Origin of the sequence: Phyllobacterium sp. TAF24, from assembly GCF_052113785.1 — a bacterium.
Taxonomy (GTDB): Bacteria; Pseudomonadota; Alphaproteobacteria; order Rhizobiales; family Rhizobiaceae; genus Phyllobacterium.
The window spans coordinates 260,321-281,251 of sequence record NZ_JBFRDN010000002.1; the positions used below are offsets into that span (position 1 = coordinate 260,321).

21 protein-coding genes are annotated in these 20,931 nt (G+C 56.0%); 8 read left to right on the plus strand and 13 right to left on the minus strand.

The annotated features are described in order from the left end of the window. Positions 1-97: 97 nt before the first annotated feature. Positions 98-1,339, plus strand: a complete 1,242-nt coding sequence (locus AB4Y96_RS03075; RefSeq protein WP_441915575.1) for an MFS transporter — start codon at positions 98-100, stop codon at positions 1,337-1,339. Position 1,340: 1 nt separating this feature from the next. On the opposite strand, the gene AB4Y96_RS03080 is transcribed toward AB4Y96_RS03075, so the two are convergent. From AB4Y96_RS03080 to hemC, 6 genes are all read right to left on the minus strand, one after another. Then, a complete protein-coding gene (locus AB4Y96_RS03080; RefSeq protein WP_441915576.1) occupies positions 1,341-2,075 on the minus strand; it encodes a glutamine amidotransferase in 735 nt (244 codons plus the stop codon). Between the two features lie 10 nt (positions 2,076-2,085). Further along, the gene (locus AB4Y96_RS03085) at positions 2,086-2,562 is read right to left on the minus strand and encodes a TerB family tellurite resistance protein (RefSeq protein ID WP_441915578.1); all 477 of its coding nucleotides are present in this window, start codon (positions 2,560-2,562) and stop codon (positions 2,086-2,088) included. A gap of 112 nt (positions 2,563-2,674) precedes the next feature. Further along, the gene (locus tag AB4Y96_RS03090) at positions 2,675-4,384 is read right to left on the minus strand and encodes a heme biosynthesis protein HemY (RefSeq protein WP_091879527.1); all 1,710 of its coding nucleotides are present in this window, start codon (positions 4,382-4,384) and stop codon (positions 2,675-2,677) included. 12 nt (positions 4,385-4,396) lie between these two features. Continuing rightward, positions 4,397-5,728, minus strand: coding sequence for a COG4223 family protein (locus tag AB4Y96_RS03095; RefSeq protein WP_441915581.1), 1,332 nt, complete (start codon positions 5,726-5,728; stop codon positions 4,397-4,399). Positions 5,729-5,819: 91 nt separating this feature from the next. Beyond that, on the minus strand, positions 5,820-6,545 hold the full coding sequence (locus AB4Y96_RS03100; RefSeq protein WP_441915583.1) for a uroporphyrinogen-III synthase: 726 nt from the start codon (positions 6,543-6,545) through the stop codon (positions 5,820-5,822). After that, positions 6,545-7,474, minus strand: a complete 930-nt coding sequence (gene hemC, locus AB4Y96_RS03105) for a hydroxymethylbilane synthase (RefSeq protein WP_441915585.1) — start codon at positions 7,472-7,474, stop codon at positions 6,545-6,547. Before hemC ends, AB4Y96_RS03100 begins: the two co-directional genes overlap by 1 nt. Before the next feature lie 97 nt (positions 7,475-7,571). On the opposite strand from hemC, the gene tsaD reads away from it, so the two are divergent. The 5 genes from tsaD to AB4Y96_RS03130 are packed head-to-tail and all read left to right on the plus strand — an operon-like array spanning position 7,572 to position 11,091. Then, positions 7,572-8,651, plus strand: coding sequence for a tRNA (adenosine(37)-N6)-threonylcarbamoyltransferase complex transferase subunit TsaD (gene tsaD, locus AB4Y96_RS03110; RefSeq protein ID WP_441915587.1), 1,080 nt, complete (start codon positions 7,572-7,574; stop codon positions 8,649-8,651). After that, positions 8,648-9,634, plus strand: a complete 987-nt coding sequence (locus AB4Y96_RS03115; protein WP_441915589.1) for an NAD(P)H-dependent glycerol-3-phosphate dehydrogenase — start codon at positions 8,648-8,650, stop codon at positions 9,632-9,634. The genes tsaD and AB4Y96_RS03115 overlap by 4 nt, the downstream gene beginning before the upstream one ends. A 30-nt stretch (positions 9,635-9,664) precedes the next feature. Continuing rightward, a complete protein-coding gene (locus AB4Y96_RS03120) occupies positions 9,665-9,955 on the plus strand; it encodes a YciI-like protein (protein WP_091879518.1) in 291 nt (96 codons plus the stop codon). A gap of 8 nt (positions 9,956-9,963) precedes the next feature. Next, positions 9,964-10,392: an EVE domain-containing protein gene (locus AB4Y96_RS03125; protein ID WP_091879517.1), complete on the plus strand. Its 429-nt coding sequence runs from the start codon at positions 9,964-9,966 to the stop codon at positions 10,390-10,392. Between the two features lie 39 nt (positions 10,393-10,431). Then, entirely contained in the window at positions 10,432-11,091 is a 660-nt protein-coding gene (locus AB4Y96_RS03130; RefSeq protein WP_441915678.1) for a class I SAM-dependent methyltransferase, read from the plus strand. A gap of 9 nt (positions 11,092-11,100) precedes the next feature. On the opposite strand, the gene AB4Y96_RS03135 is transcribed toward AB4Y96_RS03130, so the two are convergent. Further along, the gene (locus AB4Y96_RS03135) at positions 11,101-11,625 is read right to left on the minus strand and encodes a L,D-transpeptidase family protein (RefSeq protein ID WP_441915680.1); all 525 of its coding nucleotides are present in this window, start codon (positions 11,623-11,625) and stop codon (positions 11,101-11,103) included. 139 nt (positions 11,626-11,764) lie between these two features. Between AB4Y96_RS03135 and AB4Y96_RS03140 the strand changes: the two genes are divergently transcribed. Continuing rightward, the gene (locus AB4Y96_RS03140) at positions 11,765-12,448 is read left to right on the plus strand and encodes a response regulator transcription factor (RefSeq protein ID WP_091879514.1); all 684 of its coding nucleotides are present in this window, start codon (positions 11,765-11,767) and stop codon (positions 12,446-12,448) included. Positions 12,449-12,588: 140 nt separating this feature from the next. Further along, the gene (locus AB4Y96_RS03145) at positions 12,589-13,047 is read left to right on the plus strand and encodes a cyclic nucleotide-binding domain-containing protein (protein WP_091879512.1); all 459 of its coding nucleotides are present in this window, start codon (positions 12,589-12,591) and stop codon (positions 13,045-13,047) included. Between the two features lie 15 nt (positions 13,048-13,062). Here AB4Y96_RS03145 and AB4Y96_RS03150 read toward each other — a convergent pair whose 3' ends face one another. From AB4Y96_RS03150 to tesB, 6 genes are all read right to left on the minus strand, one after another. Continuing rightward, the gene (locus tag AB4Y96_RS03150; protein ID WP_441915592.1) at positions 13,063-13,869 is read right to left on the minus strand and encodes an exodeoxyribonuclease III; all 807 of its coding nucleotides are present in this window, start codon (positions 13,867-13,869) and stop codon (positions 13,063-13,065) included. A 124-nt stretch (positions 13,870-13,993) separates the two neighbouring features. Further along, positions 13,994-14,662, minus strand: coding sequence for an outer membrane lipoprotein carrier protein LolA (locus AB4Y96_RS03155; protein WP_091879509.1), 669 nt, complete (start codon positions 14,660-14,662; stop codon positions 13,994-13,996). Between the two features lie 210 nt (positions 14,663-14,872). Continuing rightward, positions 14,873-17,503 (minus strand): DNA translocase FtsK, encoded by a 2,631-nt coding sequence (locus AB4Y96_RS03160; RefSeq protein WP_441915594.1) that lies wholly within the window; start codon positions 17,501-17,503, stop codon positions 14,873-14,875. 445 nt (positions 17,504-17,948) lie between these two features. Beyond that, complete coding sequence (locus AB4Y96_RS03165) at positions 17,949-19,328, minus strand: ammonium transporter (RefSeq protein WP_441915596.1); 1,380 nt, start codon at positions 19,326-19,328, stop codon at positions 17,949-17,951. Between the two features lie 26 nt (positions 19,329-19,354). Next, positions 19,355-19,693, minus strand: coding sequence for a P-II family nitrogen regulator (locus tag AB4Y96_RS03170; RefSeq protein ID WP_091879505.1), 339 nt, complete (start codon positions 19,691-19,693; stop codon positions 19,355-19,357). A 253-nt stretch (positions 19,694-19,946) separates the two neighbouring features. After that, positions 19,947-20,816, minus strand: coding sequence for an acyl-CoA thioesterase II (gene tesB, locus AB4Y96_RS03175; RefSeq protein ID WP_441915598.1), 870 nt, complete (start codon positions 20,814-20,816; stop codon positions 19,947-19,949). Positions 20,817-20,931 lie beyond the last annotated feature (115 nt).

Below are 20,931 nucleotides of genomic sequence, written 5' to 3' on the forward strand. Positions count from 1 at the left end.
TGCGCTCTCACAACGACATAATATTTCACATTTATTTATCCCTTTTTGCTGAAAATTGCTCTAGAAGAGGTCTCCAAATTCCGGAGCCTTTCATCGAATGACCCTCCCTGAAACGAATGCGGTACACGATCGCTACGCCGCTTTTCGCCATTCGTCCTTCACCCGTTACTGGCTGTCCCGCTTCTTCGGGTCCTTTGCGATCCAGATTATCAGCGTGTCTGTGGGCTGGCAGATTTATGATCTGACGCGCGATCCCTTCGATCTTGGACTGGTCGGGCTCGTACAGTTTGCTCCATCCTTGCTGCTCGTTCTCATCACTGGCGCGGCAGCTGATCGTTTTGGTCGGCGCTTCATCATGGGACTGGCCCTCGGCGTCGAAGTGATCTGCGCTGTCCTGCTGCTTTTGCTGACGCTCACCCATGCATTTTCGCCTCTCGCCGTCTTTGCCATTCTGGCGGGCTTTGGTGTGGGACGCGCCTTTCTTGGGCCGGCTTCCGCTTCCCTCGTCGTCAATCTTGTACCGACAGAGGTGTTTTCGAACGCCGTATCGTGGAATTCCTCGGCCTGGCAGATCGCCACAATCGTTGGCCCTGTCGCGGGCGGTTTACTCTATGGCCTGTCACCCGCCATCGCTTATGGCATCGCTTCAATCCTGCTGGCCGTTGCAACAATCTGTATTTTCTCTATTCCTAAGCCGACCCAGCACACGCTGACCGAGCAGAAATCATTCCGGACACTGATGGCCGGGTTTCATTACATCTGGAAAGAGAAAGTCGTGCTTGGCGCGATTTCACTCGACCTTTTCGCCGTGCTTCTGGGTGGTGCGGTGGCGCTCTTGCCCGTTTATGCCCGCGATATTCTTCAGCTTGGCCCTTGGGGACTTGGCATGCTGCGGGCGGCGCCCGGTATCGGCGCTATTCTGACCGCGCTCTGGCTAGCAGGCCATCCGATCCGCGATCATGCGGGCATGATCATGTTCCTGTTCGTCGCTCTCTTTGGCCTACTGACGATCATGTTCGGCGTGTCCCACCTCGCATGGCTGTCCATCGCCTTGCTGGCGCTGATGGGGGCTGCTGACATGATCAGCGTCTATATCAGAGAAACGCTGCTGCAACTCTGGACGCCTGATCATGTCCGTGGCCGGGTCAATGCAGTTAATATGGTGTTTGTCGGCGCGTCGAACGAACTGGGCGAGTTCCGCGCCGGGATTATGGCATCCATGATAGGCACCATTCCTGCGGTGGTCTTCGGTGGCATCGGTACAATCGCTGTGGCAGGGCTATGGGCATATTGGTTCCCGCAATTGCGCAAGGCGCGCAACCTGCAGGGTCGGACTTAAGTTAAGCCAAAACAGGCGCACTAAAAATTGTGCCAAGGAACCGCTGCAACCATGCTTTGAGCATGGCATCGTAGACCAGACGGCCTTCCAGATGTTCACGCCCCTGCTGGGCATTGTTCATCGTAAAACGCTCGGAGCCACGCACCACCCAGCGCTGCATCATGGCGCGGGTGAGTTCCGCATGGAACTGTACGCCCCAGGCATTCTCACCATAGCGGAAGGCCTGATTGTGATAGGCCTTGGCGGTTGCCAGCAGGGTGGCACTGCGTGGCAGATCAAAACCCTCGCGATGAAAATGATAGACCATTGATGGCCAATCCATCAGAGCTTTGCCGGCTTCGGTGGCCTCAAGTTCATACCAGCCGATTTCCACCAAACCCTCGGGGTGTGGACCAACCCTGCCGCCAATATGATTGGCGAGCATCTGCGCGCCCAGGCAAATTCCAAGAAAGGGTTTGTTTTCCGCAAGCGGCACGGACAGCCAGTCGGTTTCTCTTGTAACAAATTCATCCGGATCATTGGCGCTCATCGGGCCACCAAAAATGACGGCGCCCGCATGATTTTCCAGCGTTTCAGGCAAATCATCACCAAGCGGCGGACGGCGAATATCAAGATCAAAGCCGGATTGTAGCAGCAGTTGGCCGACACGGCCGGGACTTGAGCGTTCCTGATGCAGTACCGTGAGGATTTTCGGGCGTTTCACTTGCCTGTTCTCCGCCCAGTCCGTCTGGAACATTCTTTCGATCCTATTCCTCTTGCACCGGCTGTTTGGCGCGAAGGGCTGCCTTCTGCTTCATCGTCACCCGATCACGGGAAGAAACACCAATCAGTTCTGATACGCGCCAGACGACATTCTCTTCCAGCTCATGCGCAGACCCATCGGCGAATACCACGTCCCACATTAGCTCAATGAAGTGAATTCGGGCCTCTTCGTCAAGGTTGCGCTTGAGAACGCTGGTAAAGCTGTAGAGATCCACGGCCTCCTGATCAGCCTGCTCACTGTCTTCAAGCAGACGCTTCAGTGCTTCGCCTTTCAGGCCATAGGCCTCGGAGATCAGCTGCGACAGGCGCTTGCGCTCCACTTTGCGCCGCTCGCCATCGGCATCCATGACATGGAACATCAATGCCGCTGCCGCAAGGCGCGGGTCATTTTTGGAAAAACGTCCTTTGCCGCTCTCACCGGATGGCAGAGCCTTGAAGAAGGTTACGAGGCGGTCCAGCATAAATACAGATCTTTCAGCGTTGTTACCAATGGCCCGAATCAACTGATAGCTTGGCTGACAGGGCCCCGCCATTGTGCATCTTGCCGCAAAGACCGCTATTGAAATTAATGTGTTAGAAGAGGCGGAACTTCTTGTTTGGCCGCTCGTCCTCATCGTCTGGCTGCACGCCCGGATCATCGGGCACTGGAATAACCAGCTTTTCCTCATCACGCTCCGTTGCCATAGCGGCCTTTTCCGGCAGCGGTGGCAATACGGATGCAATCCGCTCATGCGCCTGTGGTTCTTCCGGCTTGGTAACAGGCGACGCCTCTGGCGTCTTCACGGGCTCCGGCTTCAAAATCGGTTCAGCCGATACAATTTCTGCATCGGCAATATCCGCATCCGGCTCAATGACGCGTGAAGCTGGCTTCTCAGGCACAATCACCGATTTTGCCGGGATCAAGGGTTCTGTCGCCTCCTGTTTGGGCGCTGTCCGGACAGGTCTGGCCGCCAGTGCGCTGTCAAAATCCTCACGCGCATCGATCACCGTCCCCAATTGTTCGACGGGAACCTTCCACTCGAAAGCATTGAGCTTGCCCGTTACAGGTGAGGCGGGAGCCCAGCGTTCAGAAACATAGCCATCAGCGGTCCAGGCGGGATCGCGTGGAGCCTTGACGGCACGCGACAACCATTGACGCACGCGGCCCTGATCGCCCGTCTGGGCCTCTTCTATGTCTGCCAGCAACAGATAGGCGCTCTCACGCGGCGCTGTCCGCAAAACGGCTTCGGCTGCTTCGCGCGCCTCCTTCAGCTCACCGGCAGCCAGAGCCGCATGAGCAATGGCAAGGCTGGATTCGGGATGATGCGGATAAAGCGTTGCCAGATGACGCGCGCGCTTGAGGCGATCAAAGACAGAATCGCCAAGCCGCGCATGCACATAGGTTTCCGCCACTTCCGGTTGCGGCTCTTTCTTCCAGACATGCTCCAGAATTTTCGATCCCTTGCGCAGGTCGCCCTGCTGGAACAACACCTTGGCCGCAACAATCGCTGCCGGTACCAGATCGGGCGCCAGTTTATTGGCCTCGATAGCAATCGGCTTCGAGGTGAGTGGATCACTCTCGAATGTGTCGATAGCCTTGGCCGTCAGGAGAACCGCGCGCTCACGCTTTGCCGTATCCTTGTCGATCTGCTTGCTCGATTTCTGCTTTTCCAGCAGTTCCAGAGCACCATCCCAGTCACCATGTGCGGTCTTCTGGCCAAGCGCTGCTGTTGCCGCCCATTCCACATTGGGCGCAAGCAACGCCGCCTCTTCTGCATATTGCTTCGATGCCTCGCGCGCACCAAGCCGTTGTGCTTCGAGATAAAGCCCGCGCAGACCCAGAAGTTTTGTTTCCGGATCATCCAGCATGGCCTGGAACTTCGCCCGCGCATCGTCGGTGCGACCTTCCAGCATGGCAGCTTGCGCATCGAGAAGCTTGATCAGCGGTTCCTGATCAACATTCAGGAGCTTTTCTGCCTGTTTGATCATGCGCCGGGCGGTTTGCCCGTCCCCTGCACCCGCTGCGATCAGACCCGTCGACAGGGATTGATAGCCACGGTCGCGCTTGCGGGCACGGAAATGGCGGCGCAGGGCATAGGGAGAGGTGATAACGCTTTTGATGATCCACCAGATCAGCATGACACCGGCCACCAGCGCCACGATGGCTGATGCAGCCACCATCAGGCTGACCCTATGTTGCATTCCGGCAAAGGTGATGACGAGATCGCCGGGGCGGTCGGCAAGCCATGCAAAACCGAAGCCCAGGACCAGAACAACGAGAAGGAAAGACAGAACTCTGATCATGATCGTCTTCCCTTACTGTGCCGCAGCCGGTGTTTTCATACCGGTCAATGCGTTGGAGAGCGCCTTGGACACGACATCCCCGGCCTTCTGACGGGCGCGCATGGTGTTGGCAAAATCCGTTGAGACAGCTTTGGCCGATTCTGGAAGCTTGTCCCATTCGGCGATGGCGGCATTGAGATCACCGGCATTGAGATGCGCTTCAATGCGAGCGGTAATGGCATCGACGCCCTCACCCTCGATGAGACCCACCGGACGCGACTCTACCAGTCCTTCCGCACTCGACCACAAGCGATCGAGAATACCCGCATTGGGGTCGACGGTTCGTGTTGTCGCGATGATTTTTGTGGCCACGTCGCCGAACTGGCTCGCCAGCATGGTTACCGTAGGAACGCCAGCCGAAGCCGCCGTCCGTAATCCCTCCATATCAGCGGAAGCAGGCGCAACGGCAAGATAGGTATCAAGCTCCGCCGCAAAAGGCCCACCACGATCAATGGCGGACTTCAATCCGGTAGCAGCAATGGCCAGCGCCATGTTGTTCTGACCGGAATTGTCCTGAACTTTGGTTTCCAAAGCATCAAGCCGCGTCTGCAAGGCGGCAGAGGTCTGCGCTTCACCGGCAAGCGCACCTGCGGCCTGCTCCACTTTCTGTTGACTGGCCGTTAGCTGCGATTCGAGCGTTGCGATACGCGCATCAATAGCACTTGTATCAACTGTTGTGCCCGCGCCCGCGGCATTCGCCGTTTCCGCCACACTTTGCTTCAGTGCCTTCAGCTCATCAGCCAGACCGGAGACCTGACCCAAAGCCTGTTTGGCATTCTCCACGGCACCATTCAGCGCAACTTGCGAGCCCTCATCAAGCGTAGTCTTGGCGGGAGCAGCGTTGCGCAATTCAGCGATTTGTTGCTCGACTGCCGAAAGATCTGATTTGGGCGATGGCAATATGCCAGCCCATTGCAAAGCCGCCGCACCAAGCAAAGCAACCACACCGCCAATAAGTCCTGATGTCAGACGCCCAAGCGGATCACCGGCCTTCGGCGGCACCGGTATGGATGCAGGCGTGGCTGGTTTCGGTTGTTCGGCAGATGACGACCTGCCAAACGACGACGTCTGCTGTGACGCAGTCTCAATTTTGGGCTTGTCTTCGCTGCTCACAGCAGCTGCTTCGACGGGCTCACTCTTTGGTTCCTGCGCTTGGACACTGGTATCCGGATCAAACCCGACAGGCTCCGGTTGCGGCACGCTTCCCCCAGCAGGATGGTCCTTCACAATATCCGATGGCTCCAGTTCAATCGTCACAGGCTTCCGGGCTGACTTGGAATGACGGGGAACGGATGCTTTGGCCATGGATACTCTCTTCAGAACAATTGGGTTGACTGAAACACCAAGCTAGCAGGGAAGTTCCAGTTCGCAAATATCGCTAAGCGACGAACGCCATTCACTGGTCGTCCTGCACGCGCGCCAGAAGGTCGAACAATGCATCTTCGTTGGGCCTGCCCGCAACCCTTATATCAGCTTCTCTTAACCCGGAGATGCTCTCGGCAATACGCTTTGACAGACATAAAAATACTGTTTTATCAAATACATGCTCTAAATTTGCTGCTCCGATTAAACCAGACAAAACCTCTGAACCCATTTGCGAATAAAGCAGACAATAATCAATACGTCGTGAGCCAAGCGTTTTCATCAAAAAGTCAGTTGTATAACTGACTGAAATTGTATCGTAGATCGCCAAAGGCGAACAATGAAAACCCGCAAGCGTCACCGCCCGTTCAAACCCCGGAGAACGCACCCTGCCCGTCAGATAAAGCAGCGAACCTGCCGCGCGCAATTCTTCAACAATCGTATCTGCCAGCGATTCTCCATCACCGTCCCCTGTCGTAACGGTCTCAAACCCGCGCGCACGGGCGGCATCAGCGGTTGTATCCCCAACGGTAAAACAGGGCAGTTGCAAAAGCGGGGCGAGCAATTCGTCACTGGCATGAAGCAATGCATTGGCACTCGTTGCGACAACGGCGTCAAACGTTCCCTCGGGCATCACCGGGTTGAGTGGGGCAATTTCTGTGAGCGGCACGATAAGAGGCACATAACCCTGCGCGCGCAGCCGGTCAGCGGTTCTGGTCGCAGCTGGCAAGGGCCGTGTGACCAGAACAGTTTTTTCCATTAGAGCCAATCCGTAAAGAAATGCGCCCCGGCCTTTGCCCGAACGCGCGCCGCTGCATCTTGTCCGATGGCAATGGCATCAGCCACGTCACCTTCGCCTGTCACTTCATGGGCTTCTGTCCCATCCGGCAGCAAAATCATACCGTGAAATCTCAAACGCCCGCCGGAAACCGTTGCAAGTCCGGCAATCGGCGTGCGGCAGGAACCATCAAGCGCTCCAAGAAACGCACGTTCGCAGGCAAGCGCGGTTGATGTTTCAAAATGATTGAGTGGCGCAACCAGCGCATCGATCCGATCATCCCCAATGCGGGTTTCCAGTGCAATGGCGCCCTGACCCGGTGCAGGCGGAAACGTCATGACATCCATCAGTGCGGTCGCTCTATCGCCAAGATTAAGACGCCTTAATCCCGCATAGGCGAGGAAGGTCGCATCGACTTCGCCATCAGCGAGCTTGCGCAAACGCGTATCGACATTGCCACGAAAGTTTATGACTTTCAGATCCGGCCTTGCCCGCAAAATCAAAGCCTGCCGCCGAAGCGATGCCGAACCAACGACGGCGCCCAAGGGCAATTCCAGCAATGTTTTGACGTTACGGCCAATGAATGCGTCACGCGGATCTTCCCGTTCGAGGAAAACCGAAAGATGCAAGCCTTCGGGCAGAACGGTTGCCATATCCTTGGAAGAATGCACAGCCAGATCGATGCGGCCATCGGTCAGTTGCTCTTCAATCTCAAGGGTGAACAGCCCCTTGCCGCCGACTTCCGATAGCGGGCGATCCTGAATCCTGTCGCCACTGGTCGAAATCACGACGATTTCAACGTCCTCTTCGCGCATATCGTGGGCTTTAACCAGCCGATCACGCGTCTGACGGGCTTGTACGAGCGCCAGTGCACTCCCACGTGTACCGATCTTGAGCGTTTTTGTTTGCATTAGTCGCAGTCCGTGTTACGCGAGTTTGAATTTATCGGGCCCTAACTAACGGGCTTTTGTGCTACGGGCAATGCGGCGAAGGATGTCAGGGTCATCAATGCGTGTTTTGGGTATAGAAACGAGCTGCGACGAGACGGCTGCTGCGGTTGTCGAACGCAACAGCGATGGTCATGGCCGCATTCTCTCCAATGTGGTTCTGAGCCAGATTGACGACCATGCGCCCTATGGCGGCGTGGTGCCGGAAATTGCCGCACGCGCCCATGTCGAAGTGCTTGACCGCCTGATTGGACAAGCCCTGCACGAAGCCGAGATAACACTTGACGATGTGGATGCGGTGGCGACGACCGCAGGCCCCGGCTTGATTGGCGGTTTGATCGTCGGCCTTATGACGGGCAAGGCCATTGCCATGGCCGCGCAAAAACCCTTTTACGCCATCAATCATCTTGAAGGCCACGCGCTGACACCGCGTTTGACCGACCAGATCGATTTCCCCTATCTGCTTTTGCTGGTTTCCGGTGGCCATACCCAAATGGTTCTGGTCAAAGGTCTCGGTGATTATGAGCGGCTCGGCACGACCATTGATGACGCTTTGGGCGAAGCCTTTGACAAGACCGCAAAGCTACTTGGCCTTCCTTACCCCGGCGGACCCGAGGTTGAAAAAGCTGCGCTTCTTGGCGATTCCAGCCGCTTCTCGCTGCCTAGGCCACTCAAGGGTGAAGAGAGGCTGGATTTCTCCTTTTCCGGCCTGAAGACAGCCGTGCGCCAATTGGCAACGACGCTGGAGCCGCTATCGCAAGCGGATGTCAACGATATCTGCGCCGCGTTTCAGGACGCCGTCGCTGACACACTGAACGACCGCGTATCCCGCTCGCTGGCACGGTTTCGTGCAACTTTCCCTGACGTCAAGGAACCGGCGCTCGTCGTTGCGGGGGGCGTTGCTGCCAACACGGTGTTGCGCGCCTGCCTGCAAGATTTATGCACCGGCAAAGGGTTCCGCTTCATCGCACCGCCAATGACCCTTTGCACCGACAACGCGGCAATGATCGCCTGGGCCGGTGCGGAACGGGCGGATCAGATGACTGCTGATTCCCTCGATATCGCGCCGCGCTCGCGCTGGCCACTGGACATGCAATCTGCACCTCTTATCGGCGCCGGGCGCCGCGGAGCCAAGGCATGAATTCCGCGCACAACATCGCTGTGCTTGGCGGCGGCGCGTGGGGTACAGCACTCGGCTCCATGGCGGCACAAAAAGGCCATCGCGTGCGCCTCTATGCCCGTGATCCCGCGATCGTCGAGTCCATTAATACCCATCATCGCAATGAAGCCTATTTGCCCGGTATTGATCTCTCACCGTCCTTGATCGCCAGCCCCCAGGCAAGCGACGTTCTTGCGGACTGCGATTTCATCCTCTGTGTCATTCCGGCGCAAGCGATGGCAGGTGCCCTCCAGGAATTGCAGGCATTGATCGCCGCTTCCGTGCCGCTGATCATCTGCGCCAAAGGTATTGATCGACAAAGCGGGCTTCTCATGTCCAGTCTGGTCAGGAAGATCATTCCGGATCAGGTATTGGCGGCCCTGTCAGGTCCAAGTTTTGCCAGTGATGTGGCCCGCGGCCTGCCGACCGCCGTTACGGTTGCCGCCGAAAGCCAGACCGTGGCTGATCGTATCGCGCTTGCACTTTCAGGTCCGACATTTCGCTGCTACTCGACCGATGATCTTGTCGGTGTTGAAATTGGCGGCTCGCTGAAAAACGTTCTCGCCATTGCCGCCGGTGCCGCTATCGGCAGGGGTTTTGGCGCCAGCGCACAGGCCGCTCTCGTCACGCGGGGTTTCGTCGAACTGCGCCGTATCGGACAGGCGCTTGGCGCTCGCCCGGAAACGATCATGGGTCTTTCCGGCCTCGGCGATCTGCTTCTTTCCTGTTCCACCGCGCAATCGCGCAACTATTCCTATGGCATTGCACTCGGCCGGGGCGAAGATCTGACCGGCAGACCACTGGCGGAAGGCGTGGCAACAGCCGTAATTGCTGCGGAACTGGCCGCCAGACATAATATCGAAGCACCCATCATCGAAACCGTTGTCCGGATTCTGGATCGCAGCATTACCATCGATGAAGCTGTTGAGGCCCTTCTTGCACGGCCGCTGAAAAACGAAGATTAGAAATCTGATTGTCCGCACCGGAGAAACCGCATGCTCTATGCTCTACTTTGCAACGATAAGCCTGATCATCTGCAGGTACGTCTCGACACGCGCGCCGCGCATCTCGATTATCTGAACGGCCTTGGTGATCGCCTGAAGTTCGCCGGACCTTTCCTTGGTGACGACTCCAAGCCAAATGGCAGCCTTGTCGTTATCGACGCGGTTGATCTTGCCGGTGCAACGGAAATCGCTGCAGGCGATCCCTATGCCAAGGCAGGCCTGTTCGCATCAGTCGACATCCGCCCGTGGAACTGGGCAATCAAGAATCCGGATAATAAATAGGATTAAACATGGCATTCTGGCTTTTCAAATCCGAACCCGACGCATGGTCCTGGGATAAGCAGAAAGAAGCAGGCAAAAAGGGCACCGAATGGACCGGCGTGCGTAACTATCTCGCCCGCAACAATATGCGGGCCATGCAGCTTGGCGATAAGGGCTTCTTCTACCATTCCAATGAAGGTCTTGAGGTTGTCGGCATCGTCGAGGTCTGTGCATTGGTGCATCATGATTCGACCACCGATGATCCCCGCTGGGAATGCGTCGATATCCGTGCGGTCATGGACATTCCAAAGCCGGTAACCCTCAAGGATGTCAAGGCAAACCCGAAGCTGGAAAAGATGGCACTGGTGACATCCATGCGCCTTTCCGTGCAGCCGGTCATGCCGGATGAGTGGGAGGAAGTTTGCCGCATGGCCGGGCTTGTTCCCGCTCCCCAATGATTGCCTGTCCTGTCAGAGTCTTCTGTCATGGATGAGCAGGTGCTTGATCCCAACAGCGAACGCTATCGCCGCTTTGTCCTTGCTAATACCATGCTGCAGTCACCGCCGCATGTGCCAGAAATAAAGCTTCATCTCGCCGACGAAGCCCACGATCTCTGGCATAAGACGGAAGAGGAGCTGGCAACCATAGGTCTACCGCCACCCTTCTGGGCGTTTGCCTGGGCTGGCGGTCAAGGCATTGCGCGCTATGTGCTTGATCATCCTGTTATGGTGAGGGACAAAACTGTTCTGGATTTTGCCTCCGGCTCAGGACTTGTCGGCATAGCCGCAGCTATTGCAGGTGCGGCACGCGTTACGTCCTGTGATATCGACCCCTTTACCCGCCCAGCCATCAATCTCAATGCCAAAGCCAACAATGTTGCGGTAGAGACCCTTATTCATGATTTGATCGACACGGATCATGGCTGGGATGTGATTCTCGCAGGCGATGTCTTTTATGAAAAGCCGCTGGCAGAGCGCTTGATCCCCTGGTTCACAGCACTTACGGCACGCGGTGCAAACGTCGTCGTTGGCGATCCCGGACGCTCATACTTCCCGAAAAATTTAACGGAAGAACTGGCCGTATATTCGGTACCTGTGACCCGAATTCTTGAAGATTCGGAAGTGAAACGCACAACAGTCTGGCGGTTTCGAAGCTAGCCCTACCACTTAACGCAAGACCCGTATGACCGTTTCTGCCGACAGAAAGGGCAGCAACCGGTCCATGTCACGTCGGTTCAGGGCTATACAGCCTTCCGTGTGGGTATAGCCGGGCCGTGCCAGATGAAAGAAAATGGCACTGCCGGCGGAACGCCGCCTTGGCTTGATATTCCAGTCCATGACAATGCAGACATCATAAAGATTATCCTTGCGCCACATGGTTTCGTGGCTGGCACCGTAGGGGATACGCACCTTGCGGTTGTAATTGCGATCATCGCCCACCTCACACCAGCCGTCATTCCGGCGCAGGGCACGAAGACTGAGGCTTGTTGGTGCAATGACCCGTTTGTCGGGACGCTTGAAACCATAAAGCAACCGCATGCGTGCCAAAGGCGTTGCTCCGTCCCCTTCCCGCTTGAAGGCGGAGATACCGCCTTTACCCAAGGCACAGTGCAGCACCATTTGGCCTGCAATCAGCTGCCCGCGGCTGCGGTGGCCGGGTTTTCGGCGAACATCGATCATTTTCAACGTCATGCGACTCACGCTTGCCTCATAAAAAGCATTTTTGTGTCAGACTGATGCGCCGCATAAGCAATATCAAGCCGGTCCCCTTTCTTTCCGGAACAATTCGACTTAAATTCCAATCACTTCTTTCCACTGGGCGGGAAACCATATGACAGCACGCACCATTCTTATCGTCGATGATGATACTGATCTTCGCGCCATCCTGGTTGAGCAGTTGAGCCTCTATGAAGAATTCCAGATCATTGAGGAAGATAATGCAACCAAGGGTATCCAGTCGGCACGCAATGGTGTCGTTGATCTCCTGATCATGGATGTCGGCCTGCCTGATATGGATGGGCGTGAAGCGGTGAAGCTTCTGCGCAAGGGCGGTTTCAAGGCTCCTGTGATCATGCTGACCGGGCACGATACTGATTCGGATACGATTCTTGGCCTCGAATCAGGTGCAAATGACTATGTCACCAAGCCGTTCCGCTTCGCTGTGCTGCTTGCCCGTATCCGCGCGCAGCTGCGCCAGCACGAACAGAGTGAAGATGCGACCTTCGTTGTCGGACCTTACACCTTCAAACCCGGTCAGAAAATGCTGATTGACGCCAAGGGCGGCAAGATCAGGCTGACGGAAAAAGAAGTCGCCATCATCAAATATCTCTACCGTGCGGGCGGCAAGGTCATCACACGCGACGTGTTGCTGGAAGAGGTCTGGGGCTACAATTCAGGCGTTACCACACACACGTTGGAAACCCACGTCTACCGGTTGCGTCAAAAAATCGAGCACGATCCGTCGAATTCGAGCATACTTGTTACGGAAAGCGGGGGATACAAACTCATTCCTTGATGCCGGTTACTGCGCCTTTCGCCTTTTTGGCGCATAAGGGCGCAGTAAGACTTCTGATTTGCGCACAATCCTTGCCAAAAACCATAGGGGATTTTTTGGGGTTATGCGTGCGGTCAATCTAGGTATATGTCTGTTCTTGCATGGCAATTGAAGATGATATTCGCATTCTGGAGACGGTGGGGCTGTTCGGGACATTCACCCGTGACCAGCTGCGTCTGCTTGCCTTCGGAACAGAGCGTCTCGTCTTAAGGGAAGGCCGCGAGCTTTACCGCGAAGGTCAATCGGCCGATTGCGCCTATGTCATTGACCGGGGGGCAATCTCGCTGTTTCGTGAGGGCCAGAGCGGGCGTGTTGTGCTCAAGAGTGTCGGCCCCGGCGCAGTTTTAGGCGAAATGGCAATTATTGCCCAGACCAAACGCCTTACCAGCGCCATGGCAGACACGGAAACCGAGGTCATCCGCCTTAACCGCTCATTGTTCCGGCGCATCCTCGAGGAATATCCTGAGATTGCCGCTGCCTTGCATACCCAGATTTCCACCGATCTCAACGACATGATCGCTGCAATCAGCAAGTATGAGCACCTGTTCGGCGAACGGTAATCGCCAAAACCACCCTTAATCCAGATTAAATCGCGCAATGACCGGAACGTGGTCGGACGGGCGGTCCCAGCCGCGCGCTTCCCGCAGGATAGTGATGCTGGCCAGATCATTCTCCAGGTCGGGTGATCCCCAGATATGATCAAGACGGCGGCCTCGGTCAGCTGCAGCCCAGTCCGCAGCACGATAACTCCACCACGTATAAATCTTTTCATGCGGCGGAATATAATGGCGCATCAGATCGCTCCATCCGCCATTCTTGCGCAACGCCTCGAAGGTCTCCGTCTCGATCGGCGTATGGCTGACCACTTTCAACAACTGCTTGTGTGACCAGACATCCGTCTCAAGCGGTGCGATATTCAGATCGCCCACGAGCAGCGATGCATGACCGTCGCCATAAACGGCATTCATCGCCTTCATTTCTTCCAGAAAGCCAAGCTTATGCGCAAATTTCGGATTGATGGCCGGGTCCGGCTCATCACCGCCCGCCGGCACATAGAAATTATGAATACGCAGCCGCTTAGAACCGGCCGTGACAATCGTGCTCAGATGACGGCAATCGGCAATATTGCAGAAACCCACCCGGGCGGGCTCCGTTAGCGGTCGCCGCGATATCGTTGCGACACCATGATATCCCTTCTGGCCACTGATCTCGATGTGTTCATAGCCAGCCATGTGAAAGGCTTCGCGCGGGAAAAGATCATCGGGGCATTTGGTTTCCTGCAGGCACAGCACATCGGGCTGGTAGTCCCGCAGAAACTGCAGAACCAGATCAAGGCGCAGGCGCACGGAATTGATGTTCCAGGTGGCAACGGAGAAAGGCATCGGGGGACAAGCTCGCGGTATGATGAGGCTGGCGCGAGACTAGACGATGTTTGAATTGATTGAAAACCGAAAGGCCGCTCGTCCACACGCGATTGGTGGCGCAAAGCGGCCTTTGGAGATCGAATTAGCGCTTCATGGCAATGCGCGTGTAGTCAATCGTGAACATGTCCTTGGCGAATTTCACATCCTTGCGGACATTGGTAATCATGACAGTCGTGTCGAGACCCTGCGCATCGGTGATCGTCCACTGACGCAGCTCATAGGTCTTCGGGTCGAACATCATCGTGATGGTTGAATTGCCGAAAACCGATTTGTCGCCAAGAACAATCGTTGTCATATCGGGGTCTTCCTTCACCGATTTGACGCGGTCGCCGGTCAGGTTGATCTGATCGGCCAAAAGGAGCTTAAGAGGGGTTTTGGACAGGGGATAGAGATCCCAGGTATCGAGCTTACGATTGTTGATAACCACTGATTCGCCATCGGAAATCACGCGAATCGGCGACGGTTTGTTATAGGTGAAGCGGATTTTGCCCGGACGTTCGATATAGAACGTGCCCTCGGTCTGCTCACCGCGCGGGCCAAACTGCACGAAATCACCGGTCATTGTCTTGACGCTGGAGAACTGGTTCGCAATCTGCTGTGCACCGCTGATCGCGGCGGGCGCGGCCTGAGCGCTCGCCTGAGCGGAAATTGCTGTTGCACCGAGAAGCAGCCCCATGCCAACCACGGAAGCCGCAGCACATGTCCGGGCAAAGGTGCCAATCGTGCGGAACGAAGCTTTTGTCGTTGTCATGGTGATATTGTCTCCTGTCTTATTCTCTTGCTTTGTACCCGGTCAGTTTGACCTGACTATGGCCGAGAAACGGCGGGAAACCGCAACTTGTTCCTCAAATTTGTCACGCATCTGCTGCAAGCTGGTTACGTAACAATGCCCAGACCGTTATGTAGGCGTTCGTTACGGCCTGTTACAGGACGAATATTGAAAAATGTTACGTAACGACACTTAGAAATCATCATCCTGTGTTGGTACGAGAATGTCGCGCTTGCCCGCATGATTGGCAGGACCGACAATCCCCTCCTGCTCCATGCGCTCGATAATCGAAGCAGCGCGGTTGTAGCCGATGCCAAGGCGGCGTTGGATGTAGCTGGTCGAAGCCTTCTTGTCCCGAAGCACCACCGCAACAGCCTGATCATAGGGATCATCCGAATCTTCAAGATTCGACGTCCCGGCTGGGCCACCGCCCATATCATCCTCGTCGTCCTCTTCGGTAATGGCATCGAGATATTCAGGCACGCCCTGCATCTTCAGATGACTGACGATCTTTTCAACTTCATCATCACCGACAAACGGACCGTGGACACGCTGGATGCGGCCGCCACCGGCCATGTAAAGCATGTCACCCATGCCAAGCAGCTGCTCGCCGCCCTGCTCGCCCAAAATGGTACGCGAATCGATCTTGGACGTCACCTGAAAGGAAATACGCGTCGGGAAGTTCGCCTTGATCGTACCGGTGATTACGTCAACCGATGGACGCTGGGTTGCCATGATGACGTGGATACCAGCGGCACGCGCCATCTGCGCCAGACGCTGCACCGCCCCTTCAATGTCCTTGCCTGCAACCATCATCAGATCGGCCATTTCGTCGATGATCACGACGATGTAGGGCATGGGCTGCAAATCCAGCTCTTCAGTCTCGTAGACAGCCTCGCCCGTTGCCCGGTCAAACCCTGTCTGCACGGTGCGCGCGATCCGCTCGCCCTTTTTCTGCGCCTGTTCCACCCGCTGATTGAAACCGTCAATGTTACGCACACTGACCTTCGACATCTTGCGGTAGCGATCTTCCATCTCCTTGACTGTCCACTTCAGCGCCACGACGGCCTTCTTCGGATCGGTCACAACAGGGGTCAACAAATGCGGAATACCGTCATAAATAGACAGTTCAAGCATCTTCGGATCAATCATGATCAGGCGGCATTGCTCGGGCGTCATCCGGTAGAGCAGCGACAGGATCATGGTATTGATGGCAACGGATTTACCCGAACCGGTTGTACCGGCGACGAGCAAATGCGGCATCTTGGCGAGATCGGCGATAACAGCCTCACCATTGATCGTCTTGCCTAGCGCCAAAGCCAGCTTTGTCTTGGTCTGTTCGAAGTCCCGGCTCGCCAGCAATTCACGCAAATAGACCATTTCGCGCGTCTGGTTTGGCAATTCGATACCAATGGCGTTGCGTCCCGGCACGACAGCAACGCGGGCCGCAATAGCGCTCATCGAGCGGGCAATATCATCGGCAAGCGTGATAACGCGCGATGATTTGATGCCCGGTGCGGGTTCAAGTTCATAAAGCGTGACAACCGGACCCGGACGCACATGGATGATTTCACCGCGCACACCAAAATCCTCAAGCACACCCTCAAGCAGCCGCGCATTCTGCTCAAGCGCTTCCTTCGACAGGCTCGGATTGCGAACCACATTCTTCGGCTCGCTGAGGAAATGCAGCGGTGGCATTTCAAATGCGTCAGATTTGATCAGAGAAGTCTGCGCCTCACGCTGCACTCGAACACCTGTCTTCGGTGCAGGTGCGGGTGTGTCGACACGAACCTTTGCGCCCGGCACTGAACTGGGCCGGGCGGGTGCCGCCTGCGGTGCCCAATCGTCAACCTCGTCCTCTTCACTGAAAGCGATTGGGTCGTAGTCGTCGGCTCCGCGATCAAAATCATCATTGCCAATGTCGATGGATGGCGCTTCGATGCGCGGTGCTTCGTCATAGAAACCCGGATCGCGGCGGGCGCCGTCCTGCCGCGCAACCGGCGCGTCATTGAACATATTGTCATCGTCATTGTGTCGTGCCGTCATGCTGCGCGCACTGTTGTAGAGGCCCGCACTACGGCCGAAGATGCGGCGGAAAAGGGCTTTTATGCTCAGGAACCAATGGGTGAGCGCTCCAAGTGCCAGCCAGCTGCCACCATCGCTTTCCTCGTCATCTTCATCCTCGTCGTCAAAGTCTTCTTCACGCGTGACCTGACGACCGGACTTCTTTGCCACCACTGGCTCGCTGTCACGATAGGTCAGGCCGCAGGCAAAGCCGAAGATCCACAGCGTCGGCAGCGCAAGGACCGCGACAAGGATCATGGCGAGACCACCACGCGGAAATGTTCCGGTGAAGATCGCGGGGATTTTGAGAACCATATCGCCAAAGACGCCGCCAAGGCCGATTGGCATCGGCCAGCTTGCGGGAATATTGAAGCAACCAGCCATTGCCGCCGCCATCAGCGACGCGCAGAACCAGGCGATCGCCCGGCGCGGCAAGCGGTCTACACCCCGGCCAGTCAGCATCAAGCCGCCCCAGAACAGCGCGGGCATGAGAGCGACCAGCGCCGAGAGGCCAAAGAATTGCATGCCAAGGTCAGCAAAGACAGCACCCGCATAGCCAAGCGCATTGCGCACCGGGTTGGATGTCGCGTGGCTGAAACTCGGATCGATGACGTTCCAGGTCGCAAGACTGCCAATGGCGAAGGCCACAAAGCAGAAAAGTGCCAACCCCCAGACAATCTGTATCTGCCGGCGAAAGAGGGTCGTCAACCCGTGCCGGTTCTCATCAATCGCATAGGAGGCTGAATATCCTTGACGCATGAAATCTCGTCCTAAGTAAACGCACGCACGGCGGTCGTGAATAACCGCAGATTCGATTCCCACGTTACGGTGTGGATGGTTAAGGGGGCATTAACCATGGCGGACTTGAGCAAAATTCCCTTCATAGCTATCATTTTGCTGTGAAATTTGCACTCCGGGAAAATGGTTGCGTGAGTGTGTTGCTCGCTCGTGGTTCGTGGTTCGTGGTTCGACAAGCTCACCATGAGGGAGAGTGAGGATGCAACGCTAATCGCCGACATTTCAGACCACACACAATGCAGATCGCAAAAATTTCAGAATATGGCTCCCTTCATCACCCCTCTCCCTCATGGTGAGCTTGTCGAACCACATACCACGCACGCACGGCACTCATCCCCCCACGCATTATTGCAACAAAAAGGGCCCGGAAAACCGGGCCCTCTCAATTCTGACCATAAGCCAAATGCTAATTGTGATAAGCGGCTTCACCGTGTGAAGTGAGGTCGAGACCAATGGATTCAGCTTCGGCTGTCGGACGCAGACCAACCACAACATCCACGATCTTGTAGAGGATAAACGAGCCGATACCGCTCCAGGCCAGTGTGAGGAGAACGGCCTTGATCTGCACGTAAACCTGCGCACCCATTGTGATACTTTCACTGGCATAGCCGATACCACCAAGCGTGGTGCTGGTGAAGATGCCTGTACCGATAGCGCCAATGATGCCACCAATGCCATGCACGCCGAACACGTCAAGGCTATCGTCATAGCCAAGCTTTGGCTTCACAACGGCTACCATGTAGTAGCAGATGAGGCTGGCGAAGGCGCCAAGGAAGATCGCGCCAACCGGGCCAATCGTCCCGGCAGCTGGTGTTACAGCAACAAGACCGGCAACAACGCCTGATGCAGCACCCAGCATCGAAGCTGTTTTACGGGCAAGCGCTTCAATGACAACCCAGGCAACGATTGCACCGGCTGTCGCCGTAAAGGTGTTGATCATGGCAAGTGTTGCCTGACCGTTGGCTTCAAGAGCCGAACCGGCATTGAAACCGAACCAGCCAACCCACAGGATTGAAGCACCGATCATCGTTAGTGGCATGGAATGCGGAGCCATCATGTCGCGGCCAAGACCTGCACGCTTGCCGATGATAAGAGCACCAACGAGACCAGCAATACCGGCATTGATATGAACGACCGTACCGCCAGCGAAATCAAGCGCGCCCCAGCTATAGATCAAACCGTTTGCGTCCCAGACCATATGGGCAATCGGGAAGTATACGAACGTGACCCAGAGAATGACGAACAGGATCGTTGCCGAGAATTTAATGCGCTCAGCAAAGGCACCGATGATCAGGGCCGGTGTAATGGCGGCAAAGGTCATTTGGAAGCAGATGAAAACGAATTCTGGTATACCAACGCCCTTGGTGAAGGTGGCGGCTACTGAATCCTTGGTGACGCCGGAAAGGAAGACCTTGCCGAGACCGCCCCAGTACGGGCTGGTGCCACCGCCGAAGGCGAAGGAGTATCCGTAGAGGACCCAGATAACAATCACGACAGCGGCGATGCCGGTGCACTGCATGAGGACGGAAAGAACGTTCTTGGCGCGGACAAGGCCGCCATAGAACAGAGCAAGGCCCGGAACAATCATAAACAGGACGAGGACGCTGGAAATCATCATCCACGCGGTGTCACCCTTGTCGACTGTTGGCGCGGCAGCAGCGGCTGCATCCGCTACAGCAGGCGCAGCTTCCTGTGCAAGCGCGGCCAGCGAACCGAATGCGGTCAGCGCCAGTGAACCCAGAAGGGTACTGCGCACCGCGGATGTCAGACTGGTTGGAATTTTCATTATTTTCTCCTTAAACCCCAAATGACTCAAAGCGCATCAGTGTCAGTTTCGCCCGTACGGATACGGACAGCCTGATCGATGCTGAGAACGAAGATCTTTCCGTCACCGATCTGGCCGGTTTTGGCAGCCGCGGTGATGGCTTCAACGGCGGTGTCGACGAGCTCTGACGCCACAGCCACTTCCACTTTCAGTTTGGGAAGAAAGCTGACGGCATATTCCGCGCCACGATAAATCTCGGTGTGCCCCTTCTGGCGGCCGTAACCCTTCACCTCGGTGACGGTCAGGCCCTGAATGCCGACAGCGGTAAGTGCTTCGCGCACTTCGTCCAGCTTGAACGGCTTGATGATGGCCATCACAATTTTCATTGACTATACCCCTGCGCTAGCGCGGAACCCTTCAGGTGGAATTACCCGAACAGCAGCTATCCGCGTTGAACCCATCCCCTAAGCCTTGATGGCCCTTGGTGACTGGTGAGGAGTATTCAAGTTCCGTGCCAGACTCGAAAAATAATACTAAGTTATTGATTATATAAAGATATTTTTATCACTTCGGCAGTGCACAATGCATTATCCGGCAACATGATTAAAAATTAGGCATTTATACCAAGGCAACCAGCCTTCATTCGGAAGGATGCACACGAATTAGGCCTTCTTGCGCCGTTGAGGCAATCAGAGTGCCGTCGCGGCTATACAAAGCGCCTCGATTGAAGCCCCGCGCGCCCGCAGCGCTCGGGCTGTCTGCCGTATAAAGCAGCCAGTCATCAAAATTGAAGGGACGATGAAACCACATGGCATGGTCAAGGCTTGCCACCTGCAAATCCTTGTCGAAAATCGAACGGCCATGGGCATAGAGCGATGTATCGAGCAACGTCATATCCGAGAGATAAGCCAGAACCGCTGCCTGCACAGCACGGTCATTCGGCACCGCTCCCGTTGCCTTGATCCAGACATTTTGCTCCGGCGGCAACTTTTCCCGGGTAAAATAGTGAGTCAGCGACAGCGGCTTCATTTCGATGGGCCTGTCCTGCTCCCAATATTTGCGCACATTGGCCGGTGCATTCTGCAGATACTGTTCCTTCAGGTCCTTGTCGCTCATCAGTTTTTCCGGCTCAAGCACATCGAGCGGTATTGGCTTTTGATGTTCAAGACCTTCTTCCTCAATCTGAAAGGAGGCTTCGAGTGAAAAAATCGCATGTCCGTGCTGGATCGCCACGACGCGACGGGTGGTGAAACTCGAGCCGTCCCGAATGCGATCAACCTCATAGATAATCGGCACTTTCGGGTCGCCCGCACGCATGAAATAGCTATGCAATGAATGCACATGACGCTCAGGATCAACCGTGCGTTGCGCTGCCACCAGCGCCTGACCGATGACCTGCCCGCCAAAAACCCGTTGCCAGCCAACTTGCGGACTGCGACCTCGAAACAGGTTGTGTTCAAGTGTCTCAAGGTCGAGTATGGACAAAAGCTCTTTCATGGCATCAGACATGATGGGCGCGACTCCTGTTCTTACGGTCGGCATAATAGTGCCTGAATCCGCTTGCAACAGGAACAGGTGAACAAGTCAAGCGTCCCGTGGGCGCAAGAGCAGAGGGAAACCGGAG